Here is a 15,779-nt window from a genome sequence, read left to right on the forward strand (position 1 = left end):
CCAGCGGAGTAAGTCATGACCAAAGGTCTCATTCTTCTTGCCGCCGGGGGAACCGGCGGCCATTTGTTTCCGGCCGAAGCGCTGGCTCATGAGCTGAGAGCCAGAGGCTATAGCGTGCATCTGGTGACGGATAGCCGTGCCGAACGCTATGCGGGCAAGTTTCCAGCCGATGCCATCCATGTCGTGCCTTCAGCCACCATAGGCTCGAAAAATCCTGTTGCCGTCGCGAAAGCGCTGCTGACGTTATGGCGCGGTTATCGTGCCGCTCGAACCCTGATCGCAGGCTTGAAGCCTCAAGTGGTGATCGGGTTTGGCGGCTATCCGACCATTCCGCCCCTGCTGGCGGCCCGCGCACTTGGCGTCGCCACTGTTATCCATGAGCAGAACGCTGTGATGGGCCGGGCCAACCGGTTTCTCGCCCCAAGAGTCAAGGCCATTGCCGGTGGCTTCTTGCCAGCGGGCGGTGCCTATGCCGACAAAACTGTGGTGACTGGCAATCCCGTGCGGCCTGCCGTGTTGGCGGCCTCCGAGACGGATTATCAGCCGTCCGGCGATGGCGATCCATTTGAGCTTGTGGTGTTTGGCGGCAGCCAGGGCGCCCAGCATTTTTCCAATGCTGTGCCAAGCGCCATCTGCATTCTGGACGACGTGTTGCGCGCGCGCCTGCGGATAACGCAGCAGGCACGGCCTGAAGATGCCGACCGGGTGAAGGCGCTCTACGACAAGCTGAAGATTCCCGCGTCGGTCTCGCCGTTCTTCGGCGATATGGCCGAGCGGATCGCCACGTCGCAAATGGTGATTTCCCGCTCCGGCGCATCTACCGTGTCGGAGCTTGGCGTGATTGGCCGCCCTGCGGTGCTGGTGCCCTATCCCTATGCGCTGGATCACGATCAGGCCGCCAATGCGGCAGCGATTGCCGGTCAGGGGGGTGCGGTTGTCGTGCCGCAATCAGATCTGACGCCAGAAAAGCTGTCGGCACTGTTGAAGGACTGGATGACCAGCCCGGCCAAATTGGCCCATATGGCGGCCTCGGCGCGAAGTGCGGGACAACCGGAAGCAGCAGGCTTGCTTGCTGATCTGGTTCAGACTATTGCCGAAGGTAAGAACCTAAAGACTTTAAAGGACGTTAAAGCATGAAAATGCCGAAGAGCATCGGTCTGGTGCATTTCATCGGGATCGGCGGGATCGGTATGAGCGGCATTGCCGAAGTGCTGCACAATCTCGGCCATCGGGTACAGGGATCGGACCAGGCTGAAAGCGCCAATGTGCAGCGCCTGCGCGCCAAGGGCATCGAGGTGTTTGTCGGCCACAAGCCGGAGAACCTGGGCGATGCCGAGGTTGTTGTCGTTTCCACCGCCATCAAGAAAAGCAATCCCGAGCTGGTGGCTGCGCGTGAAAAGCTGCTGCCCGTGGTTCGCCGGGCCGAAATGCTGGCCGAGTTGATGCGGTTTCGCAATGCCATCGCCATCGGCGGCACCCATGGCAAGACGACGACCACGTCAATGGTGGCGGCGCTGCTTGAGGCAGGCCAGCTCGACCCGACTGTGATCAATGGCGGTATCATCAATGCCTATGGTACCAATGCCCGCATGGGCGAAGGTGAGTGGATGGTGGTCGAGGCCGACGAATCGGACGGCACCTTCCTGAAACTGCCCGCCGATGTGGCTGTCGTCACCAATATTGATCCGGAACATCTGGACCATTACGGCAATTTTGACGCCGTGCGGGCCGCGTTTCGTCAGTTCGTCGAGAATGTGCCGTTCTACGGTTTTGGGGTCATGTGCCTCGATCACCCTGAAGTGCAGGCGCTGGTTGGCCGGATCGAAGACCGCAAGGTTGTCACCTATGGCGAAAATCCGCAGGCGGATGTGCGTTTTTTCAATGTGCGCAACGAAGGCACCAAGTCGATTTTCGATGTGGAAATCCGTCGTCGCCGCACGGGCCGGGTTTTCAGCTTTAAAGACCTGACCCTGCCGATGCCAGGCCGCCACAATATTTCCAATGCCTGCGCGGCCATTGCGGTGGCCAACCGGCTGGATATTTCCGAGGAAGCAATCCGCAAGGGCCTCTCTACCTTCGGTGGCGTCAAGCGGCGGTTCACCCTGACCGGCACCTGGAATGGCGTGCAGGTGTTTGACGATTACGGCCATCATCCGGTGGAAATCAAGGCCGTGTTAAAGGCAGCGCGTGAGAGCTGCAAGGGACGGATCATCGCTGTGCATCAGCCGCATCGTTTCTCGCGATTGTCGAGTCTATTCGAGGATTTCGCCAATTGCTTCAACGATGCCGATAGTATTCTGTTGTCGCCGGTTTATGCTGCGGGAGAAGATCCCATTGAGGGCATCGATTCTGAGGCGCTGGTATCGCGCATTCGGTCGGGCGGTCATCGGGATGTGCGCTATCTGGCCGCGCCGGATCAGCTGGCCGGGATCATTTCGGCCATTGCACAGCCGGGTGATTTTGTGGTCCTGTTGGGGGCTGGAAATATTACGCAATGGGCAGCGGCGCTGCCCGGAGAATTGACGGCAGCGGTGCTGCCAAGTGAGTTGGAAAGGGCGGCCTCGTCGCCACAGGAATGAAGGATGGCAGCCGCGCTGCCGAAACAATAGACAGGCAGGCAGTCTGCCATGAATTGTAAGCGCATTCGGGAAGAATCGGAATGAAACAGGTGGATGGGGAAAAGCTGCTGGCCCGCTTGGGGCCGGGTGTGGATGCGCTGCGGGGACGGCTGACGCCGGACGCGCCGATGGACCGCGTGACGTGGTTCCAGGCGGGCGGTTTGGCGGAACTGATGTTCCAGCCGCATGACAGGGACGATCTGGTCACCTTCCTGAAACTGCTACCCGATGATGTGCCGCTGACCGTGGTCGGCGTCGGTTCCAACCTGCTGGTGCGCGATGGTGGCATTCCCGGCGTGGTGATCCGTCTGTCGGCCAAGGGGTTTGGCGGCCTTGAGCTGGAAGGCGAAAACCGCATCCGCGCTGGTGCCATCTGCCCGGACAAGCATATCGCCGCCATGGCGATGGACAATAATATCGGCGGGTTCGCGTTCTACTACGGCATTCCCGGCTCGATCGGCGGCGCGCTCAGGATGAATGCCGGTGCCAATGGCGGCGAGACGGCGGAGCGGGTGGTTGAGGTCGAGGCCGTGGATCGCCAGGGCAATCTGCATTTGCTGTCCAAGGCTGATATGGGCTATGGCTACCGGCATTCCTCGGCGCCGGAAGGTTTGATCTTCATTAGCGGGTTGTTTGAAGGTTTCTCCCAGGAGAAATCGGCGATCCGGGCTGAAATGGACGCCGTGCGCCAGCACCGCGAAACCGTGCAGCCGGTCAAGGAAAAGACTGGTGGCTCGACCTTCAAGAATCCGGAAGGCCATTCCGCCTGGGAATTGATCGATGAAGTTGGCGGACGCGGTCTGATGATAGGCGGCGCACAAATGTCGTCGCTGCATTGCAATTTCATGATCAATGTCGGCCATGCCACGGCCTATGATCTTGAATATCTGGGCGAGACAATCCGTGGTCAGGTATTCGAACAGTCCGGCATCAAGCTCCAATGGGAAATCAAGCGTCTCGGCCTGTTCATGCCCGGCAGCGAAGTGAAGCCGTTCATGGGCGTGACAAGCGAATAAACGAAACGGCTAATTCATAAAAAACGCCGCCAGGTGAACCACTTGGCGGCGTTTTTTATTGTTCAGAATCTGATTCAACTTGGCCAGATTGTTAAACTTCACCTTTACGCGATGCGAGAATGCAGACCAGCGTGATCACGGCGGCAAGGCCGAGATAGTAGCCGACATAGGCCATGCCGTAATTGGCCTGGAGCCAGGTGGCCGCATAGGGTGCCAGAGACGCACCGACGATGCCTGCGAAGTTGAAGGTCAGCGAAGCGCCGGTATAGCGAACATTGGTCGGGAAGGGGGCAGACAGGGCAGCCCCGATCAGCGCGTAGGTCATGCCCATCAAGGCCATGGAGCCTGCGGCGAAGATTGCCACGCCTGTCTCACCTGCGGTCAGCAGAACCGGCAGCAGGAAGGAGAAACCGGCGATCATCACGGTGATGCCGATCAGTGTCTTGCGGCGACCGATCTTGTCACCGACCTTGGCTGTCAGCGGAATGAAGATGCCGAACACCACCGAACTCATGATCTGGATTTCCAGAGCGTCGAGGAAGGGGATCTGCAAGACCTTGATATTGTAGGACAGCAGCCAGGCCGTACCGATGTAGAACAGCACGAACGTCACCAGCGCTACGAAAGTGCCAAGGAACAGGCTGCGCTTGTACTTCCCAAAGATCTCTGCAACCGGCACGGCTACCCTCTCATGGGCGTCCATGGCTTTCTGAAAGGCTGGTGTTTCGGAAATCGAGAAGCGCACCCAGAGACCGATGACGATCAGCAGGGTGGAGGCCAGGAACGGAACACGCCAGCCCCAGGCCATGAGGTCGTCCTTGGAAATCACATGCAGCAGCAGCCAGAAAATGCCCGAGGACAGGAATAAGCCAACCGGCGCGCCAAGCTGCGGGAACATCGCATACCAGTTGCGCTTGCCTTCCGGGGCGTTTTCGGTGGCCAGCAATACGGCTCCACCCCATTCACCGCCAAGGCCAAAGCCCTGGCCGAACCGGCACAGCGCCAGCAGCAACGGCGCAAACACGCCGATCTGTCCGTAAGTCGGCAGAAGGCCGATCACCACAGTGGAAATGCCCATGGTCAGCAGAGCTGCCACCAGCGTCGTCTTGCGACCGATACGGTCACCGAAATGGCCGAACACCACAGCGCCCAGCGGACGGGCGAAAAACGCGATGGAGAAGGTTGCAAACGAGGCCAGGAGAGCCGTCATCGGATCGCTGTTGGGGAAAAACAGCGCCGGGAAAACCAGCACGGCCGCCGTTGCATAGACGTAGAAATCAAAGAATTCGATTGTGGTGCCGACCAGGCTTGCCGTCAGGACTCGTGCAGGGGAATTCAATGCAACAGGTGCCAGCGGCTCGGCGGACGGCGATACGGTGCGTATCGCATCAGTCATGATGATGGGGTCCAATTTGAGTTCAATGGTGGTTTTTCGCAATCGTGCCGTACGTTCAAAGAGTATGCGGCACGTGTCGTTAGCGGTTGGCTTTACGCATTTGCATGGGCAATTTCAACTGGTTCTGCTTATTTCGACGCTATAAGCGGTGTTTTCCTGGTCAAGCCTCATGCGAGGAACATCTCTTGAAAATCATCGGAAACCATCAGGATGAGCGCACGGCTCATCTCTGTGTGCCTTTAGACGAACGAAGTTTAGATTGACTTTTATCATTGTTGTTGTTTATAAAATATTTATATAATTGCGATGTTGACAAGTGCAACCTGTGGGATTTGTTGACTTAATCGCTCCGATATTTTCCCATCATTAATGACAGGATTTATTCGGCGCGGCTTTCGGAGGGGCTTTATGAGACGTTTTCTGTTTGTCTGTTCTATGGTGCTGATGGCGGGACAAGCCATTGCGCAAATGCCGCCGCCGCCGCCAGGCCCAGGTCCTGTGCCACCGGGTCCGGGCGCAATGCCGCCACCGCCATCCTGTGTCGCGCCGCCGCCTCGCCGCGGTATGCCGCCCTTGGTTTGCCCAGTCCGTAGGCCGTTGCCACCCGGCGCACCATGCAGCTGCCGGCTTCCCGATGGACGGCGCGTTCCAGGCGTTGTGGAACCCTGATGCGGATGTGCTGCCTCGGATTGAAACGTATTAAGTTGCGTTTCGATATTCGGGGGCTCGCTTGCTTCCAAGCCTTGAATAAGCGTTGAACCTCTTCGGGGTGACGTGATCGATGAATTCGAAGCCGTGCTGTATGGGATCTTATCTTCCCTTGGCGCGGCTTTTTGTTATTCCGGCCATCGTGTCGCTGCCGGCAACCAGTGGGCAGTCTCTGTTTTGGCTCATCGGTATGGCCTGCTTCAATGTAGGCCCGCGCCTTGCGTCTTGGGGCGGAACCCTTCGGGCGCCCTTCGATAACTCCCAGAAAAACAAAAGTAATTTCTGCCCGTTAACACCTGTAAACGGTTCGTTAACCTTAATGGCGTTTTATCATGTCAGGTGCATGAACCGGCGCGATTCGCGCCGCAAGTCGGGCGCAAAGGTAAGGCGGAAAACCGCGATTGTTTTGTTTGGGTGCGTGAATGGCTAAGAAGCATGTTGCCGTATTGCTGGGTGGATTTTCGTCGGAGCGGCCTGTCAGCCTGGCCTCTGGCACCCCTTGCGCATCGGCGCTTGAGGAGCACGGCTACCGCGTGACACGGGTCGATGTCACCCGTGATATCGCCAGCGTGCTTCAGGACTTGAAGCCCGATGTGGTCTTCAATGCTTTGCATGGTCCTTTCGGTGAAGACGGCACCATTCAGGGTATCCTTGAATACCTCTCCATTCCCTATACGCATTCCGGTGTGCTGGCCTCGGCGCTGGCGATGGACAAAGTGCAAGCAAAGATTGTCGCCGCTGCCGCCGGTATTCCGGTGGCTTTTGCCCGCCAGATGTCGCGCTTTGAGATCGGCAATGTTCATCCGATCGAGCCGCCTTACGTCGTCAAGCCGGTGCGCGAAGGTTCCAGCTTCGGCGTGGTGATCGTCAAGGAGGATCAGTCGCATCCACCGCAGATCCTTGGCTCTTCGGAGTGGCGCTATGGCGATACCGTCATGGTTGAATCCTACGTGGCTGGTCGCGAACTGACCTGTGGTGTCATGGATGGCAAGCCGCTGGCTGTGACCGAGGTGATCGCCAAGGCCAATACATTCTACGATTACGACTCCAAATACGCTGCAGGGGGCTCGACTCACGTCATTCCGGCGCAACTTTCACCGAAAATTTACCAAAAAATACAAGACTTGTCTGTCAGGGCCCATAACGCGATCGGGTGCCGTGGCGTCAGTCGGTCCGACTTCCGTTACGACGACCGTTTTTCTGAAGATGGCGAGTTGATCTGGCTGGAAGTGAATACCCAGCCGGGCATGACGCCAACCTCGCTTGTGCCTGAAATGGCTGCGCAGGCGGGCATTTCCTTTGGTGAATTCGTCAGCTGGATGGTGGAGGACGCGTCGTGTTCACGGTGAGCGGCAAAAAATCTGCAAAGGGCAGCAAGGTTGCACCTTATCGCGCCCCGAGCCTGGCGGATGATGGCTTGATGGCCTTGCCACGTCCGGTTCGCCGGCTGATGCGGTTCGTCGTCGCACTTTGCTCGGGCAGGGTGGCTGTGCCGGAACATCTCGGGAAGGTTTCCTTCGCGGCCTATATCCTTGCTGTCGGTGGTTACGGTATCGTCAAGGGTGGCCACTGGCCGGACTTTGCCGAGGCGATGACTTCGACGGCAGGTTTTGCGGTTGAAGACGTCAAGCTGTCGGGCAATGTTCACACATCCGAAATCGATGTGCTGCAATCGCTGGGTCTGGATGGCGCGACCTCCCTGGTGGCTATCGACGCCGACGACGCGCGCCGCAAGGTGGCGGAGTTGCCGTGGGTAGAGCAAGTCGAAGTCCGCAAGATCTATCCGCGCACCATCGAGGTGAATATCAAGGAACGTGAGGCCTACGGTATCTGGCAGCATGGCACGGACCTGTCGCTGATCGAAAAGAGCGGCAGCATCATTGCGCCGCTGCGTGACAATAAATTTGCCACTCTGCCGCTGTTCGTTGGCCGTGATGCCGAAGTGGCAGCTCAGGACATCGCCGGGGAATTCGCGACCTGGCCGCAGATTACCGGTCGCGTCAAAGCCTATGTGCGCGTCGCCAGCCGTCGCTGGGATCTCTATCTCGACAATGGCGTCGTGGTGAAGCTGCCGGAAGACGATGTCGATGGCGCCATGGCGCGTCTGGCCAAGATGGAAGCGGATCACCAATTGCTGGACCGCGACATCGCCGCCGTTGACCTTCGCCTTTCAGATCGCATGACCGTCCAATTGACGCCCGAGGCGCTGGTGCGCCGTCAGGCTGCGGTGACGGCTCGCGCCAAGGCCCTCGCCAAGGCGGAGAAAGAGACATGAGCGTCTTCGGTTCCTCTTTCGGATTGCCCCGTATGAAACCTCTCTCGCATAAGCGCAGCCATGTCGTTTCGGTTCTCGATATCGGCTCTACCAAAGTGGTCTGCATGATCGGCCGGTTGACGCCGCGCAAGGAAAGCGATGTCCTTCCAGGTCGAACCCATCATGTCGAAGTGATCGGCATCGGCCATCAGCGTTCGCGTGGCATGAAGTCCGGTGTGATCTCCGATATCGAATCGGTGGAAAGCGTCGTGCGGCTGGCAGTCGATGCCGCCGAGCGCATGGCGGGCCTGACCGTCGATAGCCTGATCGTCAATGTTTCGGCTGGCCGGATCGGTTCGGACGTTTATACCGCCACCATCGATCTCGGCGGCCAGGAAGTGGAAAGCGCCGATTTGAAGCGCGTCCTGTCTGCTGCCAGCCACCAGTCGCAACGCCGTGACCGGGTGCTGCTGCATTCACTGGCGACCGGCTTTTCGCTGGATGGCGAGCGCGGTATTCGCGATCCACTCGGCATGTTTGGTGATACGCTGGGTGTCGACATGCATGTGGTGACGGCGGAACGTCCGGCGCTGAAAAATCTCGAACTTTGCATCAACCGCGCCCATCTGACGGTCGAGGGCTTGGTGGCGACACCTTACGCCAGCGGCCTTGCTGCTCTGGTGGACGACGAAGTCGAGCTGGGTTGCGCCGCCATCGACATGGGCGGCGGCACCACGACAATCTCGGTGTTTGCCGAGGGCAAGCTGATCCATACCGATGCCATCGCCATTGGCGGGCATCATGTCACCACCGATCTGGCGCGTGGTCTTTCGACCCGCATTGAGGATGCGGAGCGGTTGAAGGTCGTGCATGGTTCGGCCTTTGCCAATGGCTCGGAAGAGCGCGATGTTGTTGCAATTCCGCCAATCGGCGAAGACGATCGCGATTTACCGATCCAAGTTCCACGTTCTTTGCTGACGCGAATCATTCAAGCGCGTATTGAAGAGACTCTGGAGATGATTCGCGACCGAATCCACGCATCGGGCTTTAGCCCCGTGGTCGGCAAGCGTTTGGTTCTGACCGGTGGCGCAAGCCAGTTGACCGGTCTTCCGGAAGTTGCGCGGCGGATGCTCGCCCGCAATGTCCGGATTGGCCGCCCGATGGGGGTCTCTGGCCTGCCTGTGGCGGCCAAGGGACCGGCTTTCTCCACTGCGGTAGGTCTGATGATCTATCCGCAGGTGGCCGATCAGGAGATCGCCGTGGGGCAGGGAGGCTTGTTCTCCTCTGGCTCCGGCAACAGCCGCATGATGCGCGTGGGACAATGGTTGAAAGAGAGTTTTTGAGGACCTGCGCCTTGCGGGTGAAAAATCGATTCGGGGCGCGCGATCAAGAGACAAGACATGGCTAGCGTGGCGATGCGGCCAGGGAAAGAAGGAACGGGTAACATGACCATCAATCTGAACAAGCCGGATATTACCGAACTCAAGCCGCGCATCACCGTGTTCGGCGTCGGCGGCGGCGGCGGCAATGCCGTCAATAACATGATCACCGCTGGTCTTCAGGGGGTGGATTTCGTTGTTGCCAACACCGATGCCCAGGCCCTGACCATGACCAAGGCAGAGCGGATCATCCAGCTCGGCGCCAATGTCACCGAGGGTCTCGGCGCCGGTTCGCAGCCGGAAGTCGGCCGCGCTGCTGCCGAAGAATGCATTGATGAGATCATCGATCACCTGAACGGCACCCATATGTGCTTTGTGACCGCTGGCATGGGCGGCGGCACTGGCACCGGTGCGGCTCCCGTCGTTGCCCAGGCTGCCCGCAATAAAGGCATCCTGACGGTCGGCGTGGTCACCAAGCCCTTCCATTTTGAAGGCGCGCGCCGCATGCGTCTGGCTGAAGCCGGTATCGATGCGCTGCAGAAGTCGGTCGATACGCTGATCGTTATCCCGAACCAGAACCTGTTCCGCATTGCCAACGACCGGACGACCTTTGCCGATGCCTTCGCGATGGCCGACCAGGTTCTCTATTCCGGCGTTGCCTGCATCACCGACCTGATGGTCAAGGAAGGCCTGATCAATCTCGACTTCGCCGACGTTCGCTCGGTGATGCGTGAGATGGGTCGTGCGATGATGGGCACCGGCGAGGCTTCCGGCCCAGGTCGTGCGCTTCAGGCTGCCGAAGCCGCCATTGCCAACCCGCTGCTCGACGAAACCTCGATGAAGGGCGCCCAGGGCTTGCTGATCTCCATCACCGGTGGTCGCGACCTGACGTTGTTCGAAGTCGATGAAGCCGCAACCCGTATCCGCGAAGAAGTCGATGCCGACGCCAACATCATCCTCGGCGCCACCTTCGACGAAGCGTTGGAAGGCCTGATCCGCGTGTCGGTTGTTGCCACCGGCATCGACCGCGCCGCCAATGCGCTGGAAGCACGCGGTGCTGAAATGCGCACGATCTCTGCCAAGCCAGCGATTCGTCCGTCCGCTGCCTTTACGCCTGCTCCTGCCGCTCCTGCGCCTCAGCCAGCACCTGTTGCTGCTGCTCCGACACAAGCTCCGGTTGCTGCGGCTCCGTCGATCTTTGCAACGCGCCCACTCGATCCGGTCGCCGAGCAGATCCGCAATGCTGAAGCTGAAATGGAACGCGAACTGGAAATCGCTGTCGCCCGTCAGGCCGCCATGCATGCCCAGCCTGAGGTGCAGCAGCCTGCCGCTGCCCAGCCTGCTGACGATTTCCGTCCGCAGAGCAAGCTGTTTTCCTCGTTTGCCGCTCCGGAACAGCCAGTAGCCCGCGCGCCGCAGCCAGCGCCTGCCATGCAGCCTGCTGCTGCTGCACCACAGCCAGCCTTCCGCCAGGAGCCGGTTGCTCCTGTGATGCGCCAGGAACCTGCCGCGCCGGTCATGCGCCAGCCAGAACAGTCCCGCATGCCGAAGGTCGAGGATTTCTCGCCGGTCGTGCAGGCGGAGCTGGACCATCGCAACCAGCCTGCCGCCCAGCAGGCATCCGAGGATCGTGGTCCGATGGGGCTGCTGCGCCGCATCACCAACTCGCTCGGTCGTCAGGAAGACAATGTCGCCTCCGATATGACCGCACCTGCACCGGCTGCTGCCTCCCAGCAGCGCCGTCCGCTATCGCCGGAAGCGAGCCTTTATGCACCGCGTCGTGGTAATCTGGACGATCAGGGCCGTCAGGTGCCGCAGCAGCGTGCGGCCCATGATGACGACCAGCTGGAAATTCCGGCCTTCCTGCGCCGCCAGTCGAACTAAAGTTTGGTCAAGCTAAGATTTGTCAGGGAAAAGTGGAGCCCGATTTTCCCGAAAAGACAGACGACAGCAAAAAATCAGGAGGATGGGTGGTTCAATGTGAACCTGCCAGACTCTGAGTCTCTCGCCAGAGATGCGTTTTCGAAACCCGGATCGAAAGATCCGGGTTTCTGCTTGCATGCACCCGATTTCAGGTGCTGATTTCTTGTTGAGGCAGTGCTGTTAATCCACAGTTTTCCAAGGTTTTTTCAAGGATTCGGTTTCGTAACAATCGGAAAGAAACATTGATTTGGATTGTTGCGTTTCCAAACGTATATCCCTGATAACGAAGAGTGCCAGGCAGACCGATGAGCGGTTGGGTGGCGCTTCAGAAGCGACGAGGCCCGGCGGTGACGCAAGGGCATGGACGGGCAAATGACTAGCCGGTCCAGCCTTCACGGCCTCGGATCGGATTTGAAGACTTGAAAGGTGAATGTGAATGGCAATCGGTTTGTTGAGCTTCCAAACGACTATCGCTCAACCGGTCACCCTGAAGGGGATCGGCGTGCATTCCGGTCAGCCTGTTACCATGAGCTTTCTGCCTGCCGAAGCCGGAACTGGCATCGTGTTCCACCGCCAGCATGCCAATGGTTCCGTTACCGAGCTGAAGGCTGTCGCCTCGCAGGTCGGTAATACCGATCTCAGCACCGTTCTGGGCTCTTCGCCAACCCATTGGGTCGCCACCGTCGAGCATGTGATGGCGGCCATTTATTCGCTCGGTCTCGACAATCTGGTGGTTGAGGTCGATGGACCGGAAACCCCCGTCATGGACGGTAGTTCCGCCGTCTATATCGATGCCATCGAGCAGGCTGGCATTGTCAGCCTCGGTGTCAAGCGCCGCTATATCAGGGTGATGAAGCCGGTTCGGGTCGATAATGGCGCGTCCTGGGCTGAGTTTCGCCCCTATGAAGGGACGCGCTTTGAAGTGGAAATCGATTTCGATTGCCCGCTGATTGGCCGGCAGTCCTGGCAGGGCGACCTGACACCGCAGAGCTTCAAGCAGGAATTGTCGCGCGCCCGTACCTTCGGTTTCATGCGCGATGTCGAGCGCCTGTGGGCCGCTGGCCTGGCGCTTGGGTCTTCGCTTGAAAATTCCGTGGTGATTTCCGATGACGACAAGGTCGTCAATATCGAGGGTCTTCGCTATCCCGACGAATTCGCCCGTCACAAGACGCTGGATGCTGTTGGTGATCTGGCTCTGGCCGGTGCACAATTCATTGGCTGCTACCGCTCCTATCGCGGCGGTCACAAGATGAATTCGTTGGCGTTGAAAGCGCTGCTGTCTGATGCTTCGGCCTATGAAGTGGTGGAAGCGCCCGGCGCACGCGGCGGCAAGGCGAGGGTACGGGAATTCGTGGCAGTCAATGCGCCGGGTTTTGCGCCCTGGACGGCTTGACGATTCGCTGCATCATGTCGCTCGGATTTGCGCTTGGCGAAATGGTCCATAGAATCAGTTGAATTAAAACGGCGCCGGTAGGCGCCGTTTTCGTGCGTTCGATTTCGGGCATTTCACCTGATGCTGTAGCATCGGAGCGAAAGTTAAGGACCGGTTTTCGGGTAAATCCGATACGAAAGCAAAAAGCTTACGCATCGTGCTGATTCCTGTTTTCTGCTCGATGCTATATTGTCCAAAATAAAACAGCAGATTGTGGCGTTACGCCATAAAAATGCGTTAAAACATCACCATTGCGTTGCCCTATCGTTATCTTTATGGCTAAAACGCCTAGCGGAAGCGATGGCTTTATAGAAGCACCGCTGCAATCGGGATCTGTCGTATGAGTGAAGTGAAGTCTTCCATGATCAACAAATCAGCGCGGATGCTTGCCGTTTGCCTGTCTATCGCTGGCGTTGCGCCGCTGCTCAGCGCCTGCAATACGGACAAGGATATCGATATTACCAAGCTCGGCGCTGAGACCGATCCGCCGGAGACGCTCTATAATCAGGGTCTGGCCAACATCAAGGCCGGTAATCTTGCGGAAGCGTCGCGTAAATTCGATGCCGTTGACAAGCAGAACCCGTTCTCGGATTGGTCGCAGAAGGCGCTTGTCATGAGTACCTTCGTAAAATATCGCCAAGGCAAATATACCGAGGCGATTTCCACCGGCACGCGCTACATGACGCTGTATCCGTCCACCAAGGATTCGGCCTATGTGCAATATCTGATCGGCCTGTCCAACTGGCGTCAGATCCCCAACGTCACCCAGGACCAGAAATTCTCGTCCAGGACGCTTGAGGCGATGGATAAGGTGGTCAAGAACTATCCGACGTCTGAATATGTGTCCGATGCCCAGGAAAAGATGCGCTTTGCCCGCGACCAGTTGGCTGGCAAGGAAATGCAGATCGGCCGTTATTATCTTGAGCGCAAGGAATATCTGGCGTCGATCCAGCGGTTCCGCAATGTGGTTGAGCAATATCCGACGACCAACCAGATCGAAGAAGCGCTGGCGCGTCTCGTTGAAGCCTATTATGCCATGGGCGTGGTGCAGGAAGCGCAGACGGCAGCCGCCGTGCTCGGTCACAACTATCCTGATAGCAAATGGTACAAGGATAGTTTCGAACTGCTGAAAACCGGTGGTCTTGAGCCGCGAGAAGCCCAGGAGAGCTGGATTTCCAGAGCCGGCAAAAAGATTCTGGGCTCATCCTGATTTTCCAGACGGTTTAGCCGTCGCCTTCGGAGAGATGTGAACACTCATGCTCGTCCAGCTTTCGATCCGCGACATCGTCTTGATCGAGCGGCTCGACCTTGACTTTTCGGCCGGTCTGTCTGTGCTGACCGGCGAAACGGGGGCGGGGAAATCCATTCTGCTCGACAGTCTGTCGCTGGCCCTTGGCGGGCGCGGCGATGGCTCGCTTGTGCGTCATGGTGAAGACAAGGGCCAGGTGACGGCGGTATTCGATGTCGCCCTCAGCCATGCGGCCCGCATCATGCTGCGCGAAAACGGCATCGATGACGATGGCGACCTGATTTTCCGCCGGGTGCAATCCGCCGATGGCCGCACCCGTGCCTATGTCAACGACCAGCCGATCAGTGTGCAACTGATGCGCCAGGCCGGGCAATATCTGGTCGAAATCCATGGACAGCACGATGATCGGGCGCTGGTGGATACCGCTGCCCATCGTCTGCTGCTGGACGCCTTTGCGGGGCTGACCGAAGAAGCGCAGGCGCTGGGCGACAGCTATCGCCGTTGGCGTGAGGCCGAGCGCGCCTTCAAGATCCACAAGGCCAAGGTCGAGGCCGCGGCCCGAGAGGCGGACTACCTGCGTGCCTCGGTCGAGGAACTGGAAGGCCTCAGCCCGCAGGATGGCGAGGAAGAGGATCTGGCCGAGCGCCGCTCCCGGATGCAGAAATCCGAGCGGATCGCTGGCGATATCGCCGAGGCCAGTGAATTTCTGAATGGCAATGCTTCGCCCGTGCCGATGATCGCCTCGCTGATGCGGCGCCTGGAGCGCAAGAGCGGCGAAGCCCCCGGCTTGCTGGAGGACACGGTCAGTCTGTTGGGTACGGCGCTGGACACCTTGTCGAGCGCGCAGATGGAGGTCGAATCGGCGCTACGCCGCACGGAGTTCGATCCACGCGAACTGGAGCGGGTAGAGGAACGGCTGTTTGCGCTGCGGGCCGCTGGCCGCAAATATTCGGTCGCGGTTGCCGATCTTCCGGCCCTTGCCGAAAAGATGATCACCGATCTCGCCGATCTCGATGCCGGTGAGGAAAAGCTCGGCATGTTGGAAAAGGCCGTGGCCGAAACCAAGACTGTTTATTTCGCCAATGCTCAATCCCTATCGCAGAAGCGCCGGAATGCAGCCTCTTCGCTGGCCGACGCCGTTATGGATGAATTACCGGCCCTGAAACTGGAGCGCGCCCGTTTCATGGTCGAGGTTACTGCGGATGCTGATAATGCCACCGCCGACGGTATCGATTTGGTTGAGTTTCATGTGCAGACCAATCCCGGCACGCGGCCCGGGCCGATCATGAAAGTCGCCTCTGGCGGCGAGCTATCGCGGTTTCTGCTGGCGTTGAAAGTGGCGCTGGCCGATCGCGGCTCCGCCCCGACACTTGTGTTCGATGAAATCGATACTGGCGTCGGCGGTGCTGTGGCCGATGCGATCGGCCAGCGGCTGAAACGGCTGTCGGAGCGCGTCCAGGTCCTGTCGGTGACCCATGCGCCACAGGTCGCTGCCCGCGCCGCTACACATCTGTTGATCTCCAAGGGGCCAGCCAGCGGCAACGCAGAAAAGATCGCCACACAAGTTGCGATGATCGGCCCCGACCACCGCCGCGAGGAAATCGCCCGGATGCTGGCAGGCGCTTCGGTGACGGATGAGGCAAGAGCAGCGGCGGCCAAGCTTCTGGCCGGAGACCATTGACGCTGACGGATTGCCGATCGATCTTGTGATCCTGTCGTTATGCCGAGGTGTAAGGGAGGAACAAATCCTCACGTCAGACGTTTGCGCCAATCTTCGTTTTGCCGCATGCTGCGTGTCCGCTCG

Annotated in this window: 11 protein-coding genes; 10 read left to right on the forward strand and 1 reads right to left on the reverse strand. The window is 58.9% G+C overall.

Translation table 11 applies throughout. The annotated features are described in order from the left end of the window. Nucleotides 1–15 precede the first annotated feature (15 nt). The 3 genes from murG (at nucleotide 16) to murB (ending at nucleotide 3,634) form a co-directional block, all read left to right on the forward strand. Nucleotides 16–1,137 (forward strand): undecaprenyldiphospho-muramoylpentapeptide beta-N-acetylglucosaminyltransferase, encoded by a 1,122-nt coding sequence (murG, locus tag H1Y61_RS08425; RefSeq protein ID WP_180574332.1) that lies wholly within the window; start codon nucleotides 16–18, stop codon nucleotides 1,135–1,137. Further along, nucleotides 1,134–2,579 (forward strand): UDP-N-acetylmuramate--L-alanine ligase, encoded by a 1,446-nt coding sequence (gene murC, locus H1Y61_RS08430; protein WP_180574333.1) that lies wholly within the window; start codon nucleotides 1,134–1,136, stop codon nucleotides 2,577–2,579. The genes murG and murC overlap by 4 nt, the downstream gene beginning before the upstream one ends. An 80-nt stretch (nucleotides 2,580–2,659) precedes the next feature. After that, nucleotides 2,660–3,634, forward strand: coding sequence for a UDP-N-acetylmuramate dehydrogenase (gene murB / locus H1Y61_RS08435; protein WP_180574334.1), 975 nt, complete (start codon nucleotides 2,660–2,662; stop codon nucleotides 3,632–3,634). A 91-nt stretch (nucleotides 3,635–3,725) separates the two neighbouring features. Here the strand turns inward: murB and H1Y61_RS08440 are convergent, their stop codons facing one another. Next, nucleotides 3,726–5,030 (reverse strand): MFS transporter, encoded by a 1,305-nt coding sequence (locus H1Y61_RS08440; protein ID WP_180574335.1) that lies wholly within the window; start codon nucleotides 5,028–5,030, stop codon nucleotides 3,726–3,728. Between the two features lie 1,130 nt (nucleotides 5,031–6,160). On the opposite strand from H1Y61_RS08440, the gene H1Y61_RS08445 reads away from it, so the two are divergent. From H1Y61_RS08445 to recN, 7 genes are all read left to right on the forward strand, one after another. Beyond that, on the forward strand, nucleotides 6,161–7,087 hold the full coding sequence (locus tag H1Y61_RS08445) for a D-alanine--D-alanine ligase (RefSeq protein ID WP_180574336.1): 927 nt from the start codon (nucleotides 6,161–6,163) through the stop codon (nucleotides 7,085–7,087). Next, the gene (locus H1Y61_RS08450; RefSeq protein ID WP_180574337.1) at nucleotides 7,075–8,013 is read left to right on the forward strand and encodes a cell division protein FtsQ/DivIB; all 939 of its coding nucleotides are present in this window, start codon (nucleotides 7,075–7,077) and stop codon (nucleotides 8,011–8,013) included. Before H1Y61_RS08445 ends, H1Y61_RS08450 begins: the two co-directional genes overlap by 13 nt. Further along, entirely contained in the window at nucleotides 8,010–9,335 is a 1,326-nt protein-coding gene (ftsA, locus tag H1Y61_RS08455; RefSeq protein ID WP_015916499.1) for a cell division protein FtsA, read from the forward strand. The genes H1Y61_RS08450 and ftsA overlap by 4 nt, the downstream gene beginning before the upstream one ends. Before the next feature lie 102 nt (nucleotides 9,336–9,437). Next, nucleotides 9,438–11,255 carry a cell division protein FtsZ gene (gene ftsZ / locus H1Y61_RS08460; protein WP_180574338.1) on the forward strand — a complete coding sequence of 606 codons (1,818 nt, stop codon included), beginning with the start codon at nucleotides 9,438–9,440 and terminating at the stop codon, nucleotides 11,253–11,255. Between the two features lie 475 nt (nucleotides 11,256–11,730). Then, the gene (gene lpxC, locus H1Y61_RS08465) at nucleotides 11,731–12,687 is read left to right on the forward strand and encodes a UDP-3-O-acyl-N-acetylglucosamine deacetylase (RefSeq protein WP_174111274.1); all 957 of its coding nucleotides are present in this window, start codon (nucleotides 11,731–11,733) and stop codon (nucleotides 12,685–12,687) included. 379 nt (nucleotides 12,688–13,066) lie between these two features. Further along, nucleotides 13,067–13,936: an outer membrane protein assembly factor BamD gene (locus H1Y61_RS08470; protein ID WP_015916496.1), complete on the forward strand. Its 870-nt coding sequence runs from the start codon at nucleotides 13,067–13,069 to the stop codon at nucleotides 13,934–13,936. A 46-nt stretch (nucleotides 13,937–13,982) separates the two neighbouring features. After that, nucleotides 13,983–15,656: a DNA repair protein RecN gene (gene recN, locus H1Y61_RS08475; protein WP_180574339.1), complete on the forward strand. Its 1,674-nt coding sequence runs from the start codon at nucleotides 13,983–13,985 to the stop codon at nucleotides 15,654–15,656. Nucleotides 15,657–15,779 lie beyond the last annotated feature (123 nt).

This window comes from Agrobacterium vitis (genome assembly GCF_013426735.1).
Taxonomy (GTDB): domain Bacteria; phylum Pseudomonadota; class Alphaproteobacteria; order Rhizobiales; family Rhizobiaceae; genus Allorhizobium; species Allorhizobium vitis_D.

Bases quoted from the DNA above. Each gene is read 5' to 3' on its own strand.
- murB (WP_180574334.1), top strand. From the start codon at position 2,660: ATGAAACAGGTGGATGGGGAAAAGCTGCTGGCCCGCTTGGGGCCGGGT.
- H1Y61_RS08470 (WP_015916496.1), top strand. From the start codon at position 13,067: ATGAGTGAAGTGAAGTCTTCCATGATCAACAAATCAGCGCGGATGCTT.
- murC (WP_180574333.1), top strand. From the start codon at position 1,134: ATGAAAATGCCGAAGAGCATCGGTCTGGTGCATTTCATCGGGATCGGC.
- recN (WP_180574339.1), top strand. From the start codon at position 13,983: ATGCTCGTCCAGCTTTCGATCCGCGACATCGTCTTGATCGAGCGGCTC.
- murG (WP_180574332.1), top strand. From the start codon at position 16: ATGACCAAAGGTCTCATTCTTCTTGCCGCCGGGGGAACCGGCGGCCAT.
- H1Y61_RS08440 (WP_180574335.1), bottom strand. From the start codon at position 5,030: ATGACTGATGCGATACGCACCGTATCGCCGTCCGCCGAGCCGCTGGCA.
- ftsA (WP_015916499.1), top strand. From the start codon at position 8,010: ATGAGCGTCTTCGGTTCCTCTTTCGGATTGCCCCGTATGAAACCTCTC.
- ftsZ (WP_180574338.1), top strand. From the start codon at position 9,438: ATGACCATCAATCTGAACAAGCCGGATATTACCGAACTCAAGCCGCGC.
- H1Y61_RS08445 (WP_180574336.1), top strand. From the start codon at position 6,161: ATGGCTAAGAAGCATGTTGCCGTATTGCTGGGTGGATTTTCGTCGGAG.
- lpxC (WP_174111274.1), top strand. From the start codon at position 11,731: ATGGCAATCGGTTTGTTGAGCTTCCAAACGACTATCGCTCAACCGGTC.